Raw genomic sequence first — 23,379 nt, forward strand, 5'->3', positions numbered from 1 at the left:
CTTAATAATTATGCTGAATTTCTAGATAAACGCTCCTGTCCTTCAAAGGACGGCGTAGCCGTTTATTTCGGGTATACAGAAATGATCTTCGTCATTGCACCGATCGTAGGCAGGTTCTATAATTAAATAATAACCATTTTAGTGAGAAAGCCCCAAAATCTTTTGGGGCTTTCTCCAATCAACACGCTGAATGGAGACACATACATGGATGATCATGTTTTAAGCGTACTTATTGTGGATGATGAAATTCTCATTCGCCAAGAACTGCAAATGTTTGATTGGGAATCTCGCGGATCCGTACTTGTAGGCGAAGCTAGCAATGGTGAAGAGGCACTTGCCTTTTGCAGGAAGTATGTACCCGATGTGATTATAACGGACATTACGATGCCAGTTATGAATGGGCTGGCTTTAATTCGAACCTTGAAAAAGGAATTTCCTCAGATTCAGGTTGTGATCCTTAGTTGCCACAGTGACTTCGAGTACGCAAGAGAGGCTCTAAAGTTAGGGGCTATTGGATATGTCGTTAAAGTCATGATGGATGATAGCGAATTAGAACAAGCACTTGTAGAAGCTAGAAGATCGATTGAAAAAGAAAAATCGTACAGTACCAAAAAAAAGGAAGAGGACAGGTGGAACCAATCCAAGCTGCTCGGACAACTGCTGAATCACAATGATTCCACGATGCTCCTATATACAAGTTTGGCGGATAATGGGCTTCCGATTGTTTTTCCTCTCCAGATCGTACGGTTTTATGTGGAAGCCAAACATGGTGATTGGCTATTTGTTGACCGTGAGGTTCGGCACGTATTGGGGAGCTATGACCAAGATTTTGCTTGGGTGCCGGTAGATATCGGGGAGCATTTTGTATACTTTGGTCATCAAAGTAAGGATCGCATGCCCATCATGCAAACGATTGAAGCGGTCATTTCTGATATGCATCACAGATTGAAAAGTATACATTTGCATAAGCCTGAATGTATTCATATCTATGCATCCATCAGTGATGATGTGGAAAAGCCCGAGCAATTCAATCAAGCTTTCCAAGAAATGAACTTGTGGAAAAATGATTATTTTTACAACAGCAGCAATCGCGTGTTTCTGGGAAAACCAGAAGGCACACATGCCATTGAACCAAAGGCCCTTGCAGTGATTGAAGAGAAGATGAAAAAGGTGATCTGGAATCAGGCTGGGTTATCGACTTTCATAGAAGGAGATTTTCTCAATTGGGCGAGGGAACATCGCATTATGCCGAATGAGCTCAAAAAATTGGTCCATAAATGGCACGTCTTATGGAATGAAGAGCTTGGGGATTCGAATGATGATGTCATATTGTCTCAGCACACCTATCAGACTGTAACCCTTGACGAAATGATTGCAGCGTTGATTCATGATATCTACATCAATTTCGGTAAAGAAAATAAGTATCGACCGGAGATTCGCCTTGTCATGAAGATCATACGAGAGAAGATCAGCCAGCCGCTCAGTCTATCCTCTGTAGCTGAACAAGTCGGCTTCAGCTCCCCTTATCTAAGTCGTTTATTTAGCGAAGAAGTCGGAGAATCATTTAATGATTATGTGACTCGGCTTCGCATGGAAAAAGCAGCATTCCTCCTGAAAAATATGAATCTAAAAGTATATGAAGTAGCTGAACAGGTTGGAATTCCAAGCTATAGATATTTCTCGATCGTCTTCCGTAACTGGATGGGAGTTACGCCATTGGAGTTTAAAAAGGGATGATACAAATGAAGAACAAGGTTTTTGTGAAAAGCTATAGAAACTATGGCATTGCAACCAAACAGTTTTTATTGCTTTTTGTGCTGACCGTCACGATATTTATGACAATTTCTTGGAATAACATCGGGATATCCAAAAAAAGCTTTGAAAACAAGATGATTGAGGACTCCAAGCTGACGGTGTTACGGACAAATACTTTTTTGAATATGTATCTGGAAAACATTACGAATATTTTGCTGCCTATTTCTGCACAAAAAGATCTGATTGAAAACGGAACAACCGATGAGTCACAAAATATTTTACAGCATTATGGAGAAATGAACAGCCATCTTATCAAAACACTTTATTTGGTGCGATCAGATGGCATGGTTTGGAGCAGCAAGCAAGTCCTATATGAGATCTATGGCAATCAAATGCTGCCCAAATTAAATGAAATGGGTAGTCAAGGCGTTGAAGGATTAAGGTGGAGTGAACCCTATGAAACGGCCTTATCGGATCGTACAGTTGCTTTTATTTTTCCAATAAGGAGTAAGACTAACAAGTATTTAGGATCAGCAATCGCCGAGATTAGCCTAGAGTATTTGAATCAGAAAATCATTCCGATGATTTCAAGCAGTGAACAGTCGATCATATTGAGTTCATTAGCAAACGAGCCGATTGTTTTTGACCCACAGAGCGAATTGCTGCCTTATGAAAAAGGGGTTTTTCCTCCCGTGATTACGAGTGATTTTATGAAAGGCATCGGGCAGTTGATCGATGGTGTAGACAGTACTGAATTAGGAACACAGCATTATATTGTTGCGAACTCGAAAGGAAATAATTTGGGCTGGCGTGTGTCCTTGCTCACGAATGAAAAAATATTGAATGAAAACGTTTCAAAGCTATACAACAATTTTGCCTTTACCGCCTTGCTTTGGATTATCGTTTTTTTAATCGGCTCTTTTCTGATCTCCTATTATTTTACGAATCCCATACGGAAGCTTGTCCTCATCATGAATACGGTCACCAAATATGGGCGATTATCCACGATTGAAATGAAGCGTGAAGACGAAATTGGACAGCTTGCCATGAGTTACAACTCCATGATGGACCGGATTAATGGCTTAATTCGCGAGATCAGAGAAGTTGAGGTGCAGAAACAAGCATATGAATTAAAAATGCTGCAAAGCCAGATAGGCCCGCATTTTTTATATAACACATTAGCTGGGATAGGAAGCTTGGCGAAACAGGGGCGGAATACGGAAGTCCGGGATACGATTCGTTCACTTGTCAATCTGTTGTCGTACAGCTTTGACAAAAGGTATGAGTACATTGCGCTCGAAGAAGAAATAGAAGCTTTGAACAGCTATATCTATATTCAAAAAACAAGATATGGCGATATATTCACCTGTCATTTTGATATTAGTCCGGAATTAATGAGATGCAAGGTGCTTAAGCTTACTCTGCAGCCTATCGTGGAAAATGCTATTTTTCACGGCTTGCTTTCAAAGAAAAGCTCCGGCAGAATTGAAATACGCGGTAGGCTGGTCAAAAATACAATGAGAATATACGTTATAGATAACGGAGTCGGCATGGAAAAGGAGCAGTACAGCAAGCTGTTGATTTCCAGCAGTGAAAGGAAGCTGAGAGATGGGTTTAACAGTATCGGCATCATGAATGTGCATGAACGGATTCAGATTTACTTTGGCAACCAATACGGCCTGCATATTGTAAGCCGTATACATCGAGGGACGATTGTCCGTATCGATCTGCCCATCATGAATGATGATCACGAGGTTGAAATGTCGGGAATACGCAACAGATAAAGGGACCATCAGAGCAATTATGCCTGATGGTCTTTTCTTTCTAATCTAGACAAAATCCATTACATAATTGAACTTTTTATGTATATCTGTCTGCATGATAGGGGCGATATAATGAGTGTAGAAAGTGAATGAAAGCGGTTTATAAGGGAATCTGAGGCTTGAAAGTCCTCACATGGAGGGAACGCGAGATGCAGGAAGACTTGGCAATACAACGGGCTAAGGTGGTTCGTCGGAAGTTTGTAGGGAGTAAATTATTGCGCAATATATGGAGATATAGAACTTTATATCTCATGCTTGCCCCTGGCATCATCTATTACTTGATATTTAAGTACATGCCCATGTTCGGGATCATCATTGCCTTCAAAGAGTATAACATTACGAAAGGCATTCTAAAGAGCCCTTGGGCAGATCCCTGGTATAAGTATTTTGAAGTTTTCGTAAGCTCGCCTTATTTTTCGCAACTGCTGACGAATACGCTTTTAATTAGTTTTTATAAGCTCATATTCGGCATGATTCCGCCCATTATTTTGGCGATACTGCTCAACGAATGCAGAGTTTCGTGGTTCAAGAGACTGATACAAACCTTGAGCTATATGCCGCACTTTTTATCGTGGGTCATTATCTATGGCATTTTAATCGCTTTATTATCACAAGATAGCGGCCTATTCAATCGATGGATTGTTGAAGCTGGCGGCAAAGCCATTCCATTCTTGACATCAGAGAGTTGGTTCAGAAGCCTGTTGGTGAGTTCGGACATTTGGCAGAACATGGGGTGGGGAGCAATTATTTATCTGGCAGCAATCGCAGGCATCGATCCCTCACAGTATGAAGCAGCAACAATGGATGGGTGCAAACGGATTCGCCTCATTTGGCATGTGACGCTGCCTAATTTACGCTCTATCATCACAATTCTATTAATCTTAAGACTAGGTAGTATTATGGATGCAGGATTTGAACAAATCTATGTCTTGTATAATAGTTATGTGTATTCCGTAGGAGATATCATTGATACATGGGTGTTCCGAACAGGTCTTGAACAGTTGAATTTTAGTTTGGCAGCATCAGTTGGCTTGTTTAAATCTATCATTGGCTGTGTGCTAGTCTTACTTTCCAATAGAATCGCTAAGAAATGGGGTGATGGCATATGGTAAGGGGGAAAGGGGATAAAATTTTTGACGGCTTCGTGTTTATGTTTCTGTTAGCAGTTGGCATTGTGGCTCTATTCCCTCTACTGTATGTGTTATCGGTTTCACTCACCCCGTTTTCAGAGCTTTTGAAAAATGGCGGATTTGTCATTATACCGAAATCGATTACTTTCTTAGCGTACAAGGAACTTTTTTCGATGCCGCGCATCCCGGATGCGTTTCGAGTTACACTTTTTATCACCGTCGTAGGCACGATTGTTAATATGATTCTAACGGTGCTGCTTGCTTACCCACTGAGTAGAAAAAAGCTTCCTGGCCGTAGTTTTTTCTTGTTGATGATTGTGTTCACGATGTTGTTTAGTGGCGGGATCATTCCCTCTTACTTGACCGTTAAATATTTGGGTTTGCTGAATAGTGTATGGGCTATGATCATCCCAGGAGCGATCTGGAGCTTTAATGTGTTAATTGTAAAAAGCTTTGTTGAAAGCTTGCCTGAGGAGCTAATAGAGTCGGCCCATATAGATGGCGCTAAAGAGCTAAAGATCTTAATGAAGATTATTGTTCCCTTGTCCATGCCTGTCATCATGACTGTGAGCCTCTTTTATATGGTCGGGCATTGGAATGAGTTTTTCCAGGCGATTTTGTATGTGACGCCGATTAAGCTGCAACCGCTCCAGATTGTTGTAAGGTCTATTTTATTGCAGTCTAATCAGGCATTTGAAAATCCTGAAGTAACGCTCCCTTCTGCTACGCTGCAGATGGCGGTGGTCATTTTCGCGAGTGCACCGATAATTATGGTGTATCCGTTTATTCAGAAATATTTTACAAAAGGCATGATGCTTGGCGCGATTAAGGGTTGATATTTTGACGAGGCAGTTGAGTTTTCGAAGAGCTGCTTGTCAAATTCAATAAATAAGAAAAATAGAAGGGTTGATCACGATGAAGAAATTAAGGGGCTTAACAACATTTCTAGCTATGACGATTCCTGTTACTGTCATGATGGCAGGATGTTCTAACGGGACAGAAACCAACCAAACAGCTGCAACGAATGCACCAACAACGAGCAAGGCGCCAGCAGCTCCGGTAAAAATTGAATGGATGCAAGTAGGGTGGGGGACGAATGTACCTACTAATGATGACTTCGTCAAGACGGAATTGGATAAAAAATTAGGAACAAATCTAATTTTAACGTCTCCGGCTACAAATGAAGACTATCAGAACCAATTGAACGTGCGTTTGGCAGGCGGGACGCCTCCAGATGTTTATCAAATTTTGAACAGGGACAGCTTGCTTAAAAGCGTCAGTACAGATAGTTTGTTAGACATAACTCCCTATTTGAAAACCAAGTTGAAACCATTTGCTGACTTTGTTGGCGAGGAAACCCTGAATAACGATAAGGTAGACGGTAAACTTTACACCATAACCAAGAAACCAGGGAATGTTAGTTCCAACAGTTATTGGCTTCGCAAAGATTGGTTGGATAATTTGAAATTGCAAGCACCTGTTACGTTGGATGATTTGTATGCGGTTGCGAAAGCCTTTACAAATGATGATCCTGATAAAAATGGCAAAAAGGATACCTATGCGATCACGGGAGCAGGATTCGATGCTTTCTCTGTTATATATGGAGCGTTTGGCGTGGGGTCACCAATTCCGAACAACGGATTGCCGGAAATCTATGTAAAAGACAATAAGATGGTAAGCGCTCTGTATGATCCCAATATGAAAAACGCACTTGCATTCATTAAAAAAATGATAGATGAAGGACTCGTCGATCCTGAATTACTTGCGTCCACGGGTCAACAATTTGTTCAGAAAGCCATTCAGGGCAAGGCAGGTATGGGCAATTTTTCATGGACGGATCTAGCGAAGGATGCGCCTGCGAAGCAAATCAAGGAAGTCAACCCTAAGGCAGAGTGGATGCAGATTGCTCCTCCTAAAGGGCCAGGTGGACAGTATGATCTATCTACAGGTAAAGGAACATCCTTCACTATGTTCGGAATACCCAAGGCATTAGAGAAGGATACGGCTAAACTAGATAAAATTTTTGAATACATTAATTACATATCGACCAAAGAGGGCAATCGTTTGGTCAGTTATGGCTTGGAAGGGCGTCATTATACATTAAATGGTGAAAAAGTAATTCCTACAGATTTAATGGCGAAAGAAGGGGCGTACACATGGCTCTACCAAGTGACAGGTCGTCCTGAAGCGGAGTACTTGCAAACGAAATTTGCTGCTCAAGCCCCGTTAATCGACTTTGTGCAGAAACAGCCGAGACTGACAGCTTACAATGGTCTTCTAAACCCGCCGGCGGACTTTATGTCTGCTGATGCCACAAGATTTATTAAAGAAGAATTGTCTAGATTTATTTACGGTAAAACGTCGTTGGATAAATACGATGAATTCTTGAAGAATCTAGAAACAAAATTCAAATATAATCTGTACTTGGATGGGGCACAAAAACGCTTGAAAGAACTTGGTTATACAAACTAATCGATAAGTCGCCAAACGGAGGGGAGAAACTTGTTTCTTCTCTCCGTACTTGTTAAAGGTACACAGAAATTGGAGTTTGAAACAATAAAAACGGAGCGCCGCAAACCTGCGGGCTCCGTTTTCTAATTTATACTGGATTATCAGACTTGTAGCCGATTGTCTCATGAAATAATAACATTCTCCTATATTCAAAACAGCTGCAATGAACTTACAATTTGAAGTAATTGAAATCGTCAAGCGGCAGCTTTCTGACGGAGAATGCAAAGGAAATGATCGTGTTTCAGACTATTCCATATACAGGGTGGAAGTCAATTATTCGAGTTCCTTATCCCGAAATTGCCAGCGGCATCTATCGCATGCGGAATGTTACAGTGTTAATTGCTATCGTTAGTGTTGCTATTTCAATCTTGCTCATCCTTTTCATCTCTTCATCCTTTACGAAAGGACTGCAAAGTCTTCGTCGCACGACTCTGTCAACGCAAGTGGGTAATGCAGTCGCAAATTCTTTCGCACTTTCTATTTAATGCGCTAGAATCCATTAACGCGATGGCTAATTTAATTAATCACGAGCCCATCGAACGGACAGCTATTTCTTTATCCAAAATTCATGTTAAGTTTTCATAGAATCAACTCACGAAGTGCTTCAGCAAATCTGGATATCCCCAATGCAATCTCATCTGACTTCGCCCTAGCGAATGTAAACCGCACGAATCCCGAATCGGAACCATAAACACTCCCGGGTACCATTACGATACCTTTCTTTATGGATTCTTCCAACAATATACCGTCTGGAATACTCGGAATTAATTTGCACCAAAAATGAATGCCACCTACGGGAACCACGTACTCAATCAGACCTGAAAGTTCCTTTTCTAAAGATTCGATGAGTAAATCACGTTTAAATTGAAGCTGAATTCGCAAACGCTCCAAATGAGGAGCAAAATAAGCTGACTGTAAAAATTGTCCCGCAACTTGCTGCGGAATGATGCTTAATCCAAAATCCATCTGTTGCCTAGCATCGGCTAGCCGTTCCACGATAGAACGAGGAGCTACCATCCATCCTATCCGTAAGCCAGAAGCTGCGATCTTGGAGAATGAACCAATATATAGAACCGATCCTGTCGTATCCATGGATTTGAGTGACAAAGGAGGAACACCGTCATACGAGGTTAAGCTATATGGATCATCTTCTACTACAGGAAGTCCTAGTTCACTAATGATATCAAGAAGACGTCTGCGTCTTTCTTCACTTAGTACCGCTCCAGTTGGATTCTGATAATTCGGATTCAAAAACACCATTTTAATACGGTGTTTTTTGTATAAAGTGCGAATATCCTCTGGCTGTACGCCATGATTATCGACTGGAAGACGGTACAAGCGAAGGCCAGCCGATTGAAACATGGGCAGCGAATAGCAGTAGGAAGGATCTTCTATGGCAACTGCGTCACCTGGAGACAGAAGACATTGCGTAATTAAAAACAACGATTGTTGAGAGCCCGATGTGATAAGAATGGAGGATTCTGTTGTCCGGATTCCTCGATAATTAGCTAGATATTCAACCAAAGCTTCTCTTAATGGAGTTGAACCTTGAGGGTTAACGTAACCCAAGTAGGACGTGTATGCATGATTACTCATGAGTGCAGCGATTTCGTCTGTTGGAGCTAGATCAGCAGAGAGCTCACCACTCGCAAAATCGATTAATGATGGATTATGAGCTAACGCTTCGCGAATCCTCCGTAAAAAAGGCAGGTTAGGAAGAAAACTTCCTCCTTCGGCAAACCGACTCCAGTTTGGGGTATGTTTCGGAGTTGCCCCCCATTTGGTAGTACTTACCCGAGTTCCGCTGCCAATGCGGCTCTCGATTATCCCCATAGATCGCAGTTCCGCGAATGCCGAAATGACAGTGCTGCGGTTCACATCAAATTGTTCAGCAAGTTTTCGTTCGGGGGGCAGCAAACTCCCTGGAGGAAACTCCCCATATGAAATTCTTTGCTCGAGATAGTCGGCAATTTGCTCATATAGAGCTTTTTTACTATTGCGATCAGGTTTCCACATCTTAAAAATCCCCTTGAATAATAGATCAAACCAGATCAATTTTACATTTATAATACCACTTCTTATGAAAAATATCCGATCTTTTCTTCTATAGCATTCTGTAAACAGGGATGAGAGCAAATTTTGGATGGCATAAAAACTGAAAAATTGGTTGGTTACATTCATCCCCTTCAAATTTATGATAGTTATTAATAACGCTTGGTGTTACTAACTGTGGGGAGGAGATGGAACAATGACAGCTTTGATATCTTTCATTTTGCTTTGTACTGCGCTTGTATCAAGTCCTTTGCTCATCGCTATAGGAGGTGCTCGTCTCATCCGTGAAGATGATCGTGAAATTGAATGTAATAAGGCGAGAAACAATATAGCCATTTCATAAAAAAAGGAGAGAATAAGAATGAATAATTCACATAGAAACGATTATGAACAGAGATTGGATGGACTTCTCCCATTAACAATTATATTTTTTCTTTCCATTTTTTCAGGGTTCTTTTTCTTTCTAATAACCCATTTTTTATAGAAGTAATGCTTTTGTTTCAACTATAAAAAGAAAAAAACCTTAGTACAGTGATTTACTGAACTAAGGTTTTTTTGTCATTTGACAATATAAATGATTAAAGCTAACAATCCTAGAGGGATAATAACCGCATAATAGAGAGTAAGATTAACGAATATGCTTTTTGTTTGGCGATCATAACCCGGATTACCTTCTTTATTTGCATTAGAGTGTCCAATCGCTACTGTTGCTACTCCACCGGTAATTAAGATAGCAGCAAATATCATATAATAAAGATATAACGACATATTTCTTCACTCCTCTAAGTTATTGAAAACGATACTATCAGAATCATAGTATCAGTTCATCCGCGTCATGTAACCATCCAATTCGCATTCGAAATATCCATCCAATTATGATCTGCAGAGTGTTATCCGTGTCACCGTATCATTCGTGATCTCCCCATGGTTGTCGAATCGACACTACTGTCTCCCCAGTTCTAATAGCCTGCTCTATCAACATGCCAATATAGTGGTCCTGAGAAGCTTCCGGTAGACCATAAAACCCAGGTCCTCCCTTGGCATAAACCGCCATTTTCTGCAAACAGGCTGCAATAGCAATTTCATCATCATATAATCTAGCAGGTATGTAGGGGTTTTCATAAACCCATTGATCTCCCGCCATAATTCCTTTAAGGAAGTAGCCTTCCGCGTTTTCATACTCACCTTTATTGATGCGCCTTAATTCCATTTGAATCTGTCGGCAAGAAGGATCTTGAATGCTAATCCGATTATCAAATATTTCCCCACGTTCTCCCCGAATACATAGGTGATTTGAACGGGTCCATGAACGATGCTGATCCTTGGTGAAATCGTATATCCCCAGTTTTCCGCCAAAATCCAACCAAGCGATATCTCTTTCAGATTTGATTAATTTATCTTCGGTTGGCGGACCACTTCGGTTTGGCCCAGCGACCCAATCGGATTCAAATCTCATTCCTTTAATTGTGACCTCTTCAAACCGCACACCTAACATTTTCCGAATTAAACTTACAGCATGATAGTATTGAGATATAGATACAGTCACTTGATTAACGTTGCCTAACTGTCCTGACGTAATAATCTGATGTCGGGCTTCTTGTATTGGATGAAATTGATACTGTTCCGCAACTTGAATTCGCGCGCCTTGTCGAGTCAGTTTGTCGTGTATTTGAAGTAAACCTTCTAAATTAGGTGCAGGAGGTGTCTCAGTAAGTACGGGGATTCCTCGTTCCGCCAACTGCAGCATATAATCGACTGCAGCCGAGACATTGATAGATAGTACAATAAAGTCCGGTTGTTCATGTAGTAAGAGTTGATCCAGTGTTCGATAAGTGGTTACTCGCCATAAGTCTTCCATTTCCTTACCCTTGATTTCGTCACGAATGACCATCCCGCTGACACAAAATTGCTCTGGAAGAGCTTGTGCAATTCTTAGAAAATACTGTGCGCGAAAGCCTCCGCCGCCTATAATGCTGAATCTAATTGGTTTCCCCATCCATTACACCGCCTTCTTCAGTCGTAGCTTCGTTTTATCAAATATATATCTTATAGTCAAGCAGGATTAGTTTTCTAATAAAATGTGAACCATCACAATTACTATTATTTTTTTTGAAGATAGTTCCTCAAAATTGTTGAGAAATCTATCATTATGAATTAACATACAGGAAGTAGTTCATAACGATGGAAGCCCTTCTCATGAAGGGCTTTTGCTTTTGATGAGAACGCAAAGTAAATGCAGATCATCCGTTACAAATCGTAAGGCTAATTCACTTCGTAGGAGTTGACTGTCGGGTCATGATAAAGAAAGAAATCGCGCATATTCGCAAGCACTTTAGACTGGATAACGAAATGCTTAAAATCTTTGATATTTTTAACGTGTATATCATGAAGGAAAGCAACGAGATCTACCATTACGAGCGTCAACCGTTCGCTTTAGTGGATAGGGAGAAGCAGGAGCTATATATGGCCAATTTCAAAAAACTGCTGACCGGCGAATTAGATCACAAGATGTACGAGTTGAAGTTTCAGGAGGAAGCGGAGCAACCTTCACAGGTGCTTCTCCATCAAGCATTGGTGACCGGTAATGCGGAAGAATGGCAAGATCTGATGCTCTTGATGGTAGAGAAAATGTTGGTGGATACCAAATACGAACAGGACACGGTGGTTACTTTCGTTCGCGGACAGTATTCGCGGCCCACCAAGAGCAGGAATGAAGATGCCATGGAGAGCGAAAAGAACGAGATGTTCGCGAATCTGTTCATTTTGTGCAGCGTGAACTCCACGGAACAACAGAAGAAAACACTCATGTTCGACTTTGTTGAGCGGGAGTTTAAGTATAATGTCTTCGTAGATCCTATCGTCAAATTGAACACGCCGGAACAAGGCTTTTTCTACCCAAGTGTGACGGACAACTATTCCGACGTGAATCGCATCCTGTATTGCTCGGGGAGAGCGAATGAACCGAATTGGCACTTTATCGACCAAGTCTTAAATGCTGAGAAGACCGTGACGGCGTTAGAAGAGAGAGCCATCTTTGAAGACATCGTGAAGGAAGTGGCTGGCGATCAACTGGATGCCGCTACAATCGCTCAGGTGTACGAGGAAATTCATCGTGTCATTGAGTCCAATGAGGAGGAAGAGCCTCCTAGGTTGGATTTTAAAGATGTTGAACGCATGCTGTCGGTAAGTGGCGTGGAAAACGTAACGAGTGAAAAGGTAGAACGAGCTTTCCAAAACGTCATCGACGATAGAAACTATGAAATCAAGGCGAGCAGTGTCCTCCCGAAATTCACGTCGAAATCGATTAAGATTGATACGAAGGTAGCTACGATTACGGTCTCTCCACAAGATTTAAAGTACGTGAGACAGGTGAATTACCAAGGAAAACGATGTATCTTGATCGAGGTTGACGAAGACGTCATGATCGAAGGTTTTACGCTCAATACGGAGACGTTGTAGAGCCCTGAACATCCAAGTAGACTGCGCATTTAGCGTGCTAAGGGATGACTCACTCTTTAAGTACTTATATATAGGGATTATTAGTGTAAAAGCCAGGACGATGATTTAATCGCCCTGGCTTTATTTGTTTTGGGAACCCCATATATTTTCAGGTTGACAGCATGAAGAAATCGTATTATATTTCATATTGTTAGAATAAATAATTTTAGGATAAATAATTCTAGCGTAAAATATAAGAAGGAGTGGTTGTTGCATGCATATTTTATCAGTTGTACTACAGAGTATTTTGGGAATTGGGTTTCTGCTATTCGGTCTCATGAAATTTGGCGGCAAACAGATGGTCGATGAATTTAAGCGGTACAGGCTGTCATCATCGGCGAGAGTATTTACAGGCTTGGTTGAAGTCATCTCTGCCGCTATCATTATTATTGGTATATGGATTGATCCTTATGCTGAGCTAGGCGGGTTGTTGATTGCGGTAACGATGATTGGTGCAATTTTTACCCATTTGGTTCGTGTTAAAGATCCAGCGTCAAAGGTAATGATGCCTTTCATTCTGTTGATACTTGCCATAGCTGTCATCAGCTTGAACTGGAACACGCTATAAAGAGGTGAGAGTCGAATGATTGAACGCGATGCTGAAGGGAAAGCTCTTGACTTAAGGTTTTCGCGCGTATTGAAGAACATGGTGAAGGCTCTGTTTGGGAGCTTAGAACGCGATATAGAGAACTATGGGCTGGATAAGGAAACCTTTCAAATCCTTGAGTTTCTTTACAATAAAGGTCCGCATCCGATCCAGAAAATAAGTGAAACCTTCTCCATTCCAAGTGGGAGCATCACCTATGTGGTCGATAAGTTGGAGAAGAAGGGACTCGTAGAACGGCTTTCTATCCCGGGCGACAGGCGCAAAACAAATGTAGCCTTAACGGGGGAAGGACGAAGCTACTTCGATAACATTTTTCCAAAGCATGCGCAATTGATCTCTGATAATTTGTCCTTCGCGACAGACGAGGAGAAACTCGAACTTATACAAGTGCTAAAGAAGATTGGGTACGGGATTAAGAATCGTGAAGGCATAGCCAACAATGAGAATTCTATATAAATAAGAAGTTAATTTTAACTAGGTACAAGGGGGAAATGAAAATGGAAATTGGTGTAGATACTTTTGTTGAAACAACGCCGGATATTCATACAGGTGAGACAATAAGCCATGCGCAGCGATTACGTGAGGTTGTGGAGGAGATCGTCCTCGCTGATCAGGTCGGATTAGATGTATTTGGAGTCGGCGAGCATCATCGGAAGGAGTTCGGGGATTCGGCTACTGCTGTTATATTGGCGGCAGGAGCATCCTTGACGAAAAGAATTCGGTTAACGAGCTCGGTAACGGTGCTATCTGCTGTTGATCCTGTTCGTTTGTTCCAGCAATTTGCCACACTCGATGGGATTTCTAACGGCCGTGCCGAAATTATCGCAGGCAGAGGCTCGATGGTGGATGCATTCCCTTTGTTTGGGTATGATTTGAAAGACTACGAAGAGCTGTTCGAGGAGAAACTTGAACTGTTATTAAAATTGAGGGATTCGGAGAAAGTGTCTTGGCGAGGAGGGCATCGTCCAGCCTTTACGAATCTCGGTGTGTACCCACGTCCGGTACAGGATCCTTTACCGATTTGGCTAGGCAGCGGCGGGAATACAGAGTCTGTTATACGAGCTGGCGTACTTGGATTACCCCTTGTTTTGGCGATTATTGGCGGTAGTCCCTTACAGTTTGCACCACTTGTTCCCATCTATAAAAAAGCGGCTGCTCGAGCAGGACACGATGTATCGAAATTAAAAATAGCTGTACACTCACTGGGATTCGTTGCCGATAGTACATCGATTGCGGTAGATCAGTATTTCCCTCCCACACAGGCATCGTTTAATTACTTTGCCAGGGAGCGCGGCTGGGCTCAGTATACCCGTTCAGGCTTTGATGCCTCACGCACTTTGGAAGGTGCGCTGTACGTCGGCGATTCTGAAACGGTGGCTAACAAAATTATTTACATGCGCCAGCATCTTGGTTTCTCCCGATTCTTCTTGCATTTACCTGTCGGTACCATGCCGCATGAGCAAGTGATGAGAGCCATTGAACTGTTGGGGACGGAAGTCGCCCCACGCGTTCGGGAAGAGGTAGCAAGATTGGAAGCAGAGGAACAAAATACAAAATAATAACGATGACCGATAGTCATCTGAGATTGTACAACGAAGGAGGAAATCATCATGGGAATACTCGACAATAAAGTCGTATTGGTAACAGGCACTGGTGGCGGATTGGGACGCGCGGCAGCGCTGACCTTTGCTCGAGAGGGTGCAAAGGTTGTAGGATCTGACATTAATGTGAATGCCAACAACGAGACCGTTGAACTTGTACGTCAAGCCGGCGGTGAGATGACAGCAGTCGCACCAATTGACCTTACTGACCCTGAACAAGCGCGGAAGATGGTTGAGGAAGCGGTCGCTGCCTATGGCGGGCTCGACGTTGTATACAACAACGCGGCGATTCAATACTTCGGACCGATGCCTGATTTCTCTGTGGAAGACTGGCGGAAAACGATAGCAGGTGAACTTGATATTCCTTTCTTCGTTTCGAAATTTGCTTGGCCGCATCTGGTTCAGCGCGGTGGCGGTGTCATTATCAATGTCGCCTCCATATCAGGTGTGATTGCCGGAGAAATTCCTCCGATGGTGGGGCACAGCGCAGCGAAAGCTGGTGTCATTGCGATGACTCGACAATTGGCACTTGAAGGTGCACGCCATGGAATTCGTGCGGTGACGATCAGTCCGGGACCCTTCCTAACCCCAGCCAGCGATCGCGACCTCGGCGACAACCAAGAGGCTCGAGATGCGATAACGAAGAAGACGCTTCTCAAACGTTTCGGTCAACCGGAGGAGCTCGTAGAGCTTGCGGTATTCCTTGCTTCTGACCGTGCGTCTTATATCACAGGCGCGAATTACGTTGTCGACGGCGGCGCGACCGCTTGGTAAAAAACAATAAAAACGGAGCGCCGCGAGTTTGCGGGCTCCGTTTTTTATTGTACGGATGAAAGAATTAACTATAACAACGAATTTCATAAATAGAAGCAGCGGGATCCCCATTCGTCGCCTTAACCGTCATGCGAATACGATCACTCTGAACGGCTTGATCCAATGTATGTTTCACTAAACGTTGGTAGTTCCCTTCAACAGTTACAATAGTAACCCATTGTTCTTGAACATACGCTTCGATTGTATAGTCTTTAGGACATTGAGGATCACGGTAGAATGGCTCATAGCGATGGTACTCTTGAAGCAGATGCCCAGGGAATGTCGCATGAATTTCGCGAATAGATTGTGAATTCGTCCATTGCAACTGCACATATTGTGGCAGTGGTTGCATGGGATCAGACATCCACATATTCGTAAATTGATGAGGACGCGTTACACCGCTTGTAACATGGACGGCTCCATAACTTTGTTGAGCTGGTGCTATGCGGTAGCTGAGTGTACCGCCATCATTTAGATAACGTCGCATTTTTCCGCTGCCCATGTCGTAAGCAGAAATGTGACCTGGCAGGATACGGTTAGCTGAATGCCATTCAACCGATGGATTAACTCCCAGTTGGAGTTGGATGTAACGGCTGCCAACTGAAGCATCATGCCAATTCAGCGGCCATTCCACCCAAACATGTTGCCCAACTGGAACTGTCAAAGTCGTTTCTGCATAAACGATACCCGTGTCTGTTCGATAATCCCAAATGTGGTCTACCGGGATTATTTTCGCTGGCAGCTGCTGGGGACGATCCGTGTTGTTGCTCAAGCAGACAGAGATGGTATCTATGCGGCCTTTTTCAATGGCAATCCATTGCCCGCGTGTGAACGTAAGCGGCTCCGCTTGTTGCTTTCTCGCTTCTTGCGCTTCCTTGGAACGGAAGCCGAATGTGAAATCGTGACTTTCAGGTCCAACGCCATGAATTGTTGCCGTACTGCTGGCACTAATCGCCGCCTGTTTTGCAAGATCCAACGCATCCTCATTCTTATAGTTAGGAAGGAAGCATCCGTCGCGAAGCAGCGATTGCTGTACATTCACAATGTGTTCACCAGACATGTCAGATAGGTTCACTTGGTTACTCAACGCGTAAGCAGCACCTGTACCTGCTGCTTGCCCCATCAGGGCTGTTGTTGACATAACTCGAACGGTACCAAGTGCAGCGTGGGTAACGCTGACGTTACGTCCCACCATCATTAAGTTGCTAATATCTTTGCTAATCATGATGCGGAATGGAATGCCGTAAGGTCCGCAGTAGCTTTTTTGGGCATATTCGCTAGTTTCGTTATAGCCTTCGGCGCTAGCGGGTTCTGCTGTTGGAGCCAAGAGTCCTCCAGGCGTGTGAAGATCAACGAACCAACCGCCATAAGCGATTTCGTCCTCGAAGACGGTTCGGTTTTGAATATCATGCTCAGTCATGAAGTAGCGGCCGATAATGCGGCGGCTCTCACGTTTGCCTGGAACTTGACCGATCCAATCTAGTGCAAGGTTGGCTGTTTGTTCCTTCAGAAGCGGGTCGTGATTTTTCATCCAATCCCAAATGCCAAGGGTATGTCTGGTCAGCTCGTGACGAATGTTTTCATTATCGTAAATCGTGTTATAAGGGACGCCAATCTCAATCCACCAAAACCCAGATTCCGTGTCGTAGAAAGTTCGTCCTTGCTTATAGAAGTAGTCAGCATCTTCGTGATGGATAGCCCAGTCAGGTGCTTTAAAAGGAACAGGGCGTCCCATATCTTTGGCTCGGAAATGGATGGAGTTACCCATGGTATCAGAGCTGGCAACAAGTGGAGCATGAGGTTCGTTGAACTCATCACGCCCCTCGGATCCCCAACGCCATTCGCAGCCAGCCATATCAGCGAGGATGCCGTCTCCAGTACAGTCGATGAAGATATTACTTGTAATTTCAAGCTCAGTCTCTGCATTTGCGATCACGGCCTTAATCGAGGTGAGTTTACCGTCTGTCACTTGTGCACTGTTGACTGAGGTATTCAAATGGAAACTCAGATTTGGCGTTTTGACAGCCATGTCGTACATAACCATATCCCACACACTATTCGTCCAACCATTTTCACGAATTTTCTCATGATTGACAGCTCGTTCTTCAATAAGCAGCTCCGAGATAATACCTGTTTCTCTTCCATAGGCATGAAAGGCAGCGGCACCGTGTGGTGTTACGCGAATTTCAGAAGAACTATTGCCTCCAAATACAGGTCTATCTTGAATAAGACAAGTCTTCGCACCATTTCTTGCAGAGGCTACAGCGGCACAAAAGCCAGCGAGTCCACCACCGCACACGACGACATCAAACGCTTGTTGAATCGATTTCATATGCATATCCCCCTAAAATTTACTCGAGTAAATAACATTTCATGAGCACATTGTAGCATCACTTTTATGGCTTGCCAAGTGTTTTCTGATTAGAATTTACACGAGTAGATGATTAGGAGATGTGGACGGCTAGTCGTTAAGAAGTAGCGGAACTTGCTGAATTCAGGGAGCTTTTTTTATATTTATTTTTCAAGGGAATAATAGGATAGGGGAGAAAGTCAAGATACACAGAAATTCACTCGAAACGAGTGGAATATCACATGTTGTGAAGTACGATTTCGTGCTATAACTATACAGTTAAGGTAAACAAAATTATTCCTTGTTTGAGGTGGAGAAATTTGGCCGGGCAAATCAAACGTTTCCGTTCTATTCGCAGCAAATTGCTAGGGGCTTTTATTCTCGTCGTTGCACTCCCTACCCTCATCGTCTTCTATCAATACGCGACTAATTCATCCAAATTGTTGGAGCATGAGGTGTATACGGCCAATCAGGTACTGGTGGATCAATCGGTAAGCAACATGAATCAGAACGCCGAAAAAATGGTGAAAATGACCTATATGCTGGACTCTCAATTGTTTACGACGTTTCAAAACAAAGCTAAGCGCTGGAATCCAGACCAGATAGAGGATATGTTACTATTTATCCAAACTCAGAGGAAGATGCTGAGCTTGCGGGATATCCTGCTCGATAACTTTGCTTTCATTGGTGTCGTAGATTTCAAGGGCGATGTGGTGACGACGTTGACGGATTTTCACAGAGACGCTGTTCAAAACATCAGCAGCGAACCCTGGTATGGCATGGGAATTAAGCGTAAGGGATACCCTTATTGGATGCAGGCTTATAAAATTCCAACAGCATGGGGTTATGTAGAAGGTGTGCCTAACAAGGACTTTGTTCTCGTCTCCAGAGTGCTTAATGGCGTTGGGAACGTTGATGATTACGGGGTAGTTGTCATTGGCATGGCTATTGATAAATTTTATGGTTCGCAGCCCACAAATACTGAGGATTCTACCCAATTTCTAATTTGGGATGGCAGTGAGCGGTTGAATGATTTGAGCGGCAAACTAACCATTTCGTTAACATCCGAACAAATCAGTGAGTTGAACAAGGATGCCAAGTCAATTAAAAAGATTACAATTGATCATAAAGATTATTTAGTGAATGTGGCTAAAATACCGCAAGTAGGCGTTTCCGTTGCTGCGCTATTGCCTATGGATCAGTTCCATCTGCAGATGGATAAAAGTAAGAACCGATCTCTTGCCATCATCTTATTCTTCTATATTATCGGTCTGTCCATCTTTGTTTACTTATTGCTTCGCTTTACGAAGCCCCTATATTCCCTGTTGAAATCCATTATTTTAGTGGGAAAAGGTGATTTCAAGCAAAAGGTTCCCGTTGTGGGAAATGATGAAGCCTCTGTGCTTGGGAGTAATTTCAATAGTATGGTAGCCAGGCTGGATGAGCTTGTCCACAATGTGTCAGAAGAGCAGCGAAAGAAGGAAGAAGCACACTTCCAAGCACTTCAAGCTCAAATCAATCCGCATTTTCTGTTTAATACCTTGAATTCCATTAAGTTAATGGCGATGCTCTCGAATACCAACCGTGATGTGAGTGATATGATTACCGCGCTTGGTAAATTGATGGAATTCTCCATGAAACAAAATACCATCTTTGTAACGTTACAACAGGAAATTCAGTATCTAGAACTGTATATGATGCTTCAGAAAATCCGATACCACGATGATATTAATATTACGACGCAAGTGCCAGATCAGCTTCTCGATTGTACAGTATTAAAATTTACGCTGCAGCCGCTTGTAGAAAATAGCATCATTCATGGCTCTAGGCTGCCTTTGCATATTTGGATTGAGGCTGTGGAATCTGGCGATGATATTCAGATTTATGTGCGTGATAACGGAAAGGGAGTATCCCCGGATAAGATGCAGACGATTCAGAATCAATTAATTCAGGATCACGCCAAATATAGCGGTATCGGCATGCTGAATGTAGATAGACGAATCAAGCTTCACTTCGGCAGTCAGTATGGGCTTGAAGTCGTTACGCCTGAAACGGGCGGCATGCAAATTGTCATCACGATTCCTAATCGAAAGGAGTTGATGGAATGAGTACACGAATACTCGTCGTAGATGATGAAATTTTGGTGCGTATCTCCCTCAAAACGTTGATTCCATGGGAGGAATCTGGTTTTGAAATCATAGGTGAGGCCATGAACGGTGTGGAAGCGCTGACGTTGCTCGAGGAACAACCTTGCCATATTGTACTGACAGATATTCGTATGCCAGAAATGGACGGCTTGGAGCTTCTCAATCATATTCGTGTGAAATGGCCAAGAATCAAATGTGTGATTTTATCTAACCATAACGACTTTGAATATGTCCAAAAAGCGCTCCGTCTAGGAGCTGTTGACTTTATTTTGAAACTAGCATGGACGCCGGAAGAATTGCTGGATAAATGCAAACGAATACGGCATGTATTGCTCGAAGAACAGAAGGAACAGCTAGAAAAGGAGAAGCAGTCTTACCGAATGGAACTATTGAACCGGCAATCGACAGAAGTACTGCTTAGAAATTTACTAGGCAAGCAAGCCTCTAAGCCGGAAATTGATACACAGATTAGGGGGAATCTGCTTCCTTTATTTCTAAAGGAAACCTATCGTATCGTAGTTGTGTCTATTGACCAAAGCGGTCAAGTGATGGAAGAGAATCGCTTTAAAAGCGAGCAGCTATTGATCTATACGGTAGCGAATATTATCAATGAGATTCTGAGGAAATACGGCAGCAGCGAGTTGGTTGATATGCATAGCGGCAAGTTAGCATTTCTTCATGTTTCAATTACCGATGAGATGCTGCTGGAAATCCGCTCTGCCGTCAGCAGATTTGCTCAGGTTAGTGTGAGCTTCGGTGTTTCTCATATACACACTGGTGAATATGAACTTCATCAAGGTTTTCTTGAAGCGGAGAAATCACTGCAAAGACGGTTCATGAAGGATAAAGAGTTTATTTTCTATCCTTCCCAAGAGAAGGAGGAGTCCTTATCGCGCTTAAATCCGCTGCCCATCGACAAATGGTGGAGATTGATAGAGACGGGCGAAGTGCCAACTCTACAGCAGGAATTTGTCCTATGGCAAGAATCCTTATTGCAAAAACAACAACTTGGTGATTCATGGGTACGGGAACAATGGCTGCAGCTGATGCATTATATTAGTCAGAAGCTTGAAGAGGAAGGAAAGGACATTCATGCGCTTCAAGACTATGGGGGCAGGTTTCCTTTCGATGTGATACGGAATGCAGAAACACTTCAGGAGATCGGGGACTGGTTCTTCAATTGGCTTCCCAACGCGATGGCATATATCCGCCAGCCGATTCGCCCGATCTATCGTGAGGAAGTACTGGCGGTTATACAAATCATGCAGGACGATTACGGTAGTTCGCTGAAAGTTTCCGATTTGGCTCGAAAAGTTGGATTTGCTGAAAACTATTTAAGCGTCCTGTTTAAAAAAGAAACAGGTGTGAAGATCGTTGATTTTTTAACGCAAATTCGTATGCAGAAGGCCAGAGAGCTTTTGCGAAACCCTTCATTGAAAGTTTATGAGATTTCAGAGATGGTAGGCTACACAGATGCAAACCACTTCAGTAAGTATTTTAAAAAGATAGAGGGCTTATTTCCATTAGAGTATCGTAAACTTGTGACTGGCCGAGGAGAAGTGAACATAGAATTTCCCCCGAACCCCAAAGAATAATCCATTCGTTATAGCTGGTTGATTTGTTATAACTAGATTGTAAAACTTCTAAGGGGGATGAAGGAATGAAACGTACTTTAAAAGTAAGTCTATCGGTCATGTTGATGGCGTCGGTCCTATTAACCGCGTGCGGTAAGAAAGAAGAAACAGTTGCAGGCTCGTCTGCGGCTCCAAGTGCAGCAACAGGCAAGGTTGTTAAATTAAAATGGTGGGGCGGCGTTCCTGAAGAAAACGGTCCTAAGGCTGTTGTCGATGCATGGAATGCAGCGAATAAAGATATTCAAGTGGAATATGTTCGTTTCGTGAATGATGATTCGGGTAACACCAAATTAGATACAGCTTTGTTATCTACTTCTGATGCGCCTGATCTCTTCGTTTCCTATGGTGACTTCTTGTTGGATCGCCGTGTAAAAGGTGACATGGTTGAGCCGTTGGAAGATCTAATTAAGAAAACCAATTTCGATCTTGAAGGTACGATTGGTTCTGAGAATTTGCTGAAAATTAACAACAAGATCTACCAATTGCCAGGAAGCAAGGATATGAGATTCTTCGCTTTTAACAAAGCATCCTTGGATGCGGCTGGTGAAAAAGTGCCTACTGCAGACTGGACATGGAGCGATTACGCGGCACTTGGTAAGAAGCTGACAAAATCAGGTCAATACGGTACGTTCCTTCTTCCTACGTGGGAGCCAATCGCGTTTGACGTAATTGGGTCAGATAAGCCCAATGATCCTTATTACAAAGCAGATGGTACAACAAACTTTGATGCGCCATCGTTCAAAATGGGTCTAGAGCTTCAAAAAGGTCTCCTGGATGCAAAAGCAATGATGCCATATCAAGAAGCTCTTGCTAATAAGTCCCAACCACAGGACGAGTTGTTGAAAGGGAAAGCTGCAACAGTCTACTCTTCCTTGTATTTCATTCGATACATCAAAGATGACAAAGCTTACCCAGGTCGTGATTTCAAAGTTGCCTTTGCCCCTACACCACAAATGGAAAAAGGTAAAAATGTGAACAACGCCAAGCTTAGCGATTACACGAGCATCAACTCTAAAAGTACCCACAAAGAAGAAGCTATGAAATTCTTAAGCTGGTACTTGAAAGAAGGGAACTTGAACATGGTTCCTGGCGGTCGTATTCCATCCAACAAAAATGTTGATGTGGATAAACTTGCAGATTTGATTATGGGAGATAAATCTCAGTATTTTGACAAGGATTCTTTCGTTAGCATGCTGAAAGGCAAATACACCCCTACTACTTCCGTAAATACAACTGCAAGCACACAAATTCGTCAAATCTTCATGGAAGAAGCGGAAAAATATTTCATGAACGCTCAACCGATTGATAAAACCGTTGGGGCGATCAAATCCCGCTCTGACGAAGCTGTTAAAAGCGCAAAGAAATAAACAGGTAACGTTTATTAGGAAGCCGTACTCCTTGATAGGAGTGCGGCTTTTTCATATAGATAGCGGCATCGCCTGAAACTAAGAAATTCCC

Annotated in this window: 20 protein-coding genes; 16 read left to right on the forward strand and 4 right to left on the reverse strand. The window is 42.8% G+C overall.

Annotated elements, in window-relative coordinates; all coding sequences use genetic code 11:
• The first annotated feature begins 204 nt into the window (after positions 1-204).
• The 7 genes from HQN88_RS14100 to HQN88_RS38645 all read left to right on the forward strand — a co-directional run bounded on the left by HQN88_RS14100 (position 205) and on the right by HQN88_RS38645 (position 7,804).
• Entirely contained in the window at positions 205-1,737 is a 1,533-nt protein-coding gene (locus HQN88_RS14100; RefSeq protein ID WP_173112766.1) for a response regulator, read from the forward strand.
• A 5-nt stretch (positions 1,738-1,742) separates the two neighbouring features.
• Positions 1,743-3,539, forward strand: coding sequence for a sensor histidine kinase (locus tag HQN88_RS14105; protein WP_173112768.1), 1,797 nt, complete (start codon positions 1,743-1,745; stop codon positions 3,537-3,539).
• A gap of 188 nt (positions 3,540-3,727) precedes the next feature.
• Positions 3,728-4,690 carry an ABC transporter permease gene (locus tag HQN88_RS14110; protein ID WP_173112771.1) on the forward strand — a complete coding sequence of 321 codons (963 nt, stop codon included), beginning with the start codon at positions 3,728-3,730 and terminating at the stop codon, positions 4,688-4,690.
• Positions 4,684-5,544: a carbohydrate ABC transporter permease gene (locus HQN88_RS14115; protein ID WP_173112774.1), complete on the forward strand. Its 861-nt coding sequence runs from the start codon at positions 4,684-4,686 to the stop codon at positions 5,542-5,544. Before HQN88_RS14110 ends, HQN88_RS14115 begins: the two co-directional genes overlap by 7 nt.
• A gap of 79 nt (positions 5,545-5,623) precedes the next feature.
• Positions 5,624-7,180, forward strand: a complete 1,557-nt coding sequence (locus HQN88_RS14120; protein ID WP_173112777.1) for a type 2 periplasmic-binding domain-containing protein — start codon at positions 5,624-5,626, stop codon at positions 7,178-7,180.
• Positions 7,181-7,449: 269 nt separating this feature from the next.
• Complete coding sequence (locus HQN88_RS14125; protein WP_173112438.1) at positions 7,450-7,704, forward strand: hypothetical protein; 255 nt, start codon at positions 7,450-7,452, stop codon at positions 7,702-7,704.
• Complete coding sequence (locus tag HQN88_RS38645; protein ID WP_173112780.1) at positions 7,670-7,804, forward strand: histidine kinase; 135 nt, start codon at positions 7,670-7,672, stop codon at positions 7,802-7,804. Before HQN88_RS14125 ends, HQN88_RS38645 begins: the two co-directional genes overlap by 35 nt.
• On the opposite strand, the gene pdxR is transcribed toward HQN88_RS38645, so the two are convergent.
• The gene (pdxR, locus tag HQN88_RS14135) at positions 7,799-9,235 is read right to left on the reverse strand and encodes a MocR-like pyridoxine biosynthesis transcription factor PdxR (RefSeq protein ID WP_173112783.1); all 1,437 of its coding nucleotides are present in this window, start codon (positions 9,233-9,235) and stop codon (positions 7,799-7,801) included. The genes HQN88_RS38645 and pdxR overlap by 6 nt on opposite strands.
• A 232-nt stretch (positions 9,236-9,467) precedes the next feature.
• Here pdxR and HQN88_RS14140 point away from each other — a divergent pair, with 232 nt between their 5' ends.
• Positions 9,468-9,614, forward strand: a complete 147-nt coding sequence (locus tag HQN88_RS14140) for a hypothetical protein (protein ID WP_173112785.1) — start codon at positions 9,468-9,470, stop codon at positions 9,612-9,614.
• A 215-nt stretch (positions 9,615-9,829) separates the two neighbouring features.
• On the opposite strand, the gene HQN88_RS14145 is transcribed toward HQN88_RS14140, so the two are convergent.
• Together HQN88_RS14145 and HQN88_RS14150 are read right to left on the reverse strand one after the other, a co-directional pair.
• Positions 9,830-10,039 (reverse strand): hypothetical protein, encoded by a 210-nt coding sequence (locus HQN88_RS14145; protein WP_173112787.1) that lies wholly within the window; start codon positions 10,037-10,039, stop codon positions 9,830-9,832.
• 139 nt (positions 10,040-10,178) lie between these two features.
• Entirely contained in the window at positions 10,179-11,267 is a 1,089-nt protein-coding gene (locus HQN88_RS14150) for a Gfo/Idh/MocA family protein (RefSeq protein ID WP_173112789.1), read from the reverse strand.
• Positions 11,268-11,566: 299 nt separating this feature from the next.
• Here HQN88_RS14150 and HQN88_RS14155 point away from each other — a divergent pair, with 299 nt between their 5' ends.
• The 5 genes from HQN88_RS14155 (at position 11,567) to HQN88_RS14175 (ending at position 15,751) form a co-directional block, all read left to right on the forward strand.
• Positions 11,567-12,730: a DUF4317 domain-containing protein gene (locus HQN88_RS14155; RefSeq protein ID WP_173112792.1), complete on the forward strand. Its 1,164-nt coding sequence runs from the start codon at positions 11,567-11,569 to the stop codon at positions 12,728-12,730.
• Between the two features lie 253 nt (positions 12,731-12,983).
• Positions 12,984-13,337, forward strand: a complete 354-nt coding sequence (locus HQN88_RS14160; RefSeq protein WP_173112794.1) for a DoxX family protein — start codon at positions 12,984-12,986, stop codon at positions 13,335-13,337.
• 15 nt (positions 13,338-13,352) lie between these two features.
• The gene (locus HQN88_RS14165; RefSeq protein WP_173112796.1) at positions 13,353-13,832 is read left to right on the forward strand and encodes a MarR family winged helix-turn-helix transcriptional regulator; all 480 of its coding nucleotides are present in this window, start codon (positions 13,353-13,355) and stop codon (positions 13,830-13,832) included.
• A 41-nt stretch (positions 13,833-13,873) separates the two neighbouring features.
• Entirely contained in the window at positions 13,874-14,935 is a 1,062-nt protein-coding gene (locus HQN88_RS14170; protein WP_173112798.1) for an LLM class flavin-dependent oxidoreductase, read from the forward strand.
• Between the two features lie 51 nt (positions 14,936-14,986).
• Positions 14,987-15,751: an SDR family NAD(P)-dependent oxidoreductase gene (locus tag HQN88_RS14175; protein WP_173112800.1), complete on the forward strand. Its 765-nt coding sequence runs from the start codon at positions 14,987-14,989 to the stop codon at positions 15,749-15,751.
• Between the two features lie 64 nt (positions 15,752-15,815).
• Here HQN88_RS14175 and HQN88_RS14180 read toward each other — a convergent pair whose 3' ends face one another.
• A complete protein-coding gene (locus HQN88_RS14180; RefSeq protein ID WP_173112802.1) occupies positions 15,816-18,122 on the reverse strand; it encodes an FAD-dependent oxidoreductase in 2,307 nt (768 codons plus the stop codon).
• Positions 18,123-18,460: 338 nt separating this feature from the next.
• Here HQN88_RS14180 and HQN88_RS14185 point away from each other — a divergent pair, with 338 nt between their 5' ends.
• The 3 genes from HQN88_RS14185 (at position 18,461) to HQN88_RS14195 (ending at position 23,288) form a co-directional block, all read left to right on the forward strand.
• Entirely contained in the window at positions 18,461-20,248 is a 1,788-nt protein-coding gene (locus tag HQN88_RS14185; protein ID WP_173112804.1) for a cache domain-containing sensor histidine kinase, read from the forward strand.
• Complete coding sequence (locus HQN88_RS14190; RefSeq protein WP_173112806.1) at positions 20,245-21,882, forward strand: response regulator; 1,638 nt, start codon at positions 20,245-20,247, stop codon at positions 21,880-21,882. Before HQN88_RS14185 ends, HQN88_RS14190 begins: the two co-directional genes overlap by 4 nt.
• A 65-nt stretch (positions 21,883-21,947) precedes the next feature.
• Complete coding sequence (locus HQN88_RS14195; RefSeq protein ID WP_173112808.1) at positions 21,948-23,288, forward strand: ABC transporter substrate-binding protein; 1,341 nt, start codon at positions 21,948-21,950, stop codon at positions 23,286-23,288.
• Positions 23,289-23,379 lie beyond the last annotated feature (91 nt).

Source organism: Paenibacillus qinlingensis, from assembly GCF_013204845.1.
In the GTDB taxonomy this organism is placed as follows: Bacteria; Bacillota; Bacilli; order Paenibacillales; family NBRC-103111; genus Paenibacillus_E; species Paenibacillus_E qinlingensis.

Coding starts and splice junctions, on each gene's coding strand:
- HQN88_RS14100 (WP_173112766.1), top strand. CDS start 205: ATGGATGATCATGTTTTAAGCGTACTTATTGTGGATGATGAAATTCTC.
- HQN88_RS14105 (WP_173112768.1), top strand. CDS start 1,743: ATGAAGAACAAGGTTTTTGTGAAAAGCTATAGAAACTATGGCATTGCA.
- HQN88_RS14110 (WP_173112771.1), top strand. CDS start 3,728: ATGCAGGAAGACTTGGCAATACAACGGGCTAAGGTGGTTCGTCGGAAG.
- HQN88_RS14115 (WP_173112774.1), top strand. CDS start 4,684: ATGGTAAGGGGGAAAGGGGATAAAATTTTTGACGGCTTCGTGTTTATG.
- HQN88_RS14120 (WP_173112777.1), top strand. CDS start 5,624: ATGAAGAAATTAAGGGGCTTAACAACATTTCTAGCTATGACGATTCCT.
- HQN88_RS14125 (WP_173112438.1), top strand. CDS start 7,450: ATGATCGTGTTTCAGACTATTCCATATACAGGGTGGAAGTCAATTATT.
- HQN88_RS38645 (WP_173112780.1), top strand. CDS start 7,670: ATGCAGTCGCAAATTCTTTCGCACTTTCTATTTAATGCGCTAGAATCC.
- pdxR (WP_173112783.1), bottom strand. CDS start 9,235: ATGTGGAAACCTGATCGCAATAGTAAAAAAGCTCTATATGAGCAAATT.
- HQN88_RS14140 (WP_173112785.1), top strand. CDS start 9,468: ATGACAGCTTTGATATCTTTCATTTTGCTTTGTACTGCGCTTGTATCA.
- HQN88_RS14145 (WP_173112787.1), bottom strand. CDS start 10,039: ATGTCGTTATATCTTTATTATATGATATTTGCTGCTATCTTAATTACC.
- HQN88_RS14150 (WP_173112789.1), bottom strand. CDS start 11,267: ATGGGGAAACCAATTAGATTCAGCATTATAGGCGGCGGAGGCTTTCGC.
- HQN88_RS14155 (WP_173112792.1), top strand. CDS start 11,567: ATGATAAAGAAAGAAATCGCGCATATTCGCAAGCACTTTAGACTGGAT.
- HQN88_RS14160 (WP_173112794.1), top strand. CDS start 12,984: ATGCATATTTTATCAGTTGTACTACAGAGTATTTTGGGAATTGGGTTT.
- HQN88_RS14165 (WP_173112796.1), top strand. CDS start 13,353: ATGATTGAACGCGATGCTGAAGGGAAAGCTCTTGACTTAAGGTTTTCG.
- HQN88_RS14170 (WP_173112798.1), top strand. CDS start 13,874: ATGGAAATTGGTGTAGATACTTTTGTTGAAACAACGCCGGATATTCAT.
- HQN88_RS14175 (WP_173112800.1), top strand. CDS start 14,987: ATGGGAATACTCGACAATAAAGTCGTATTGGTAACAGGCACTGGTGGC.
- HQN88_RS14180 (WP_173112802.1), bottom strand. CDS start 18,122: ATGAAATCGATTCAACAAGCGTTTGATGTCGTCGTGTGCGGTGGTGGA.
- HQN88_RS14190 (WP_173112806.1), top strand. CDS start 20,245: ATGAGTACACGAATACTCGTCGTAGATGATGAAATTTTGGTGCGTATC.
- HQN88_RS14195 (WP_173112808.1), top strand. CDS start 21,948: ATGAAACGTACTTTAAAAGTAAGTCTATCGGTCATGTTGATGGCGTCG.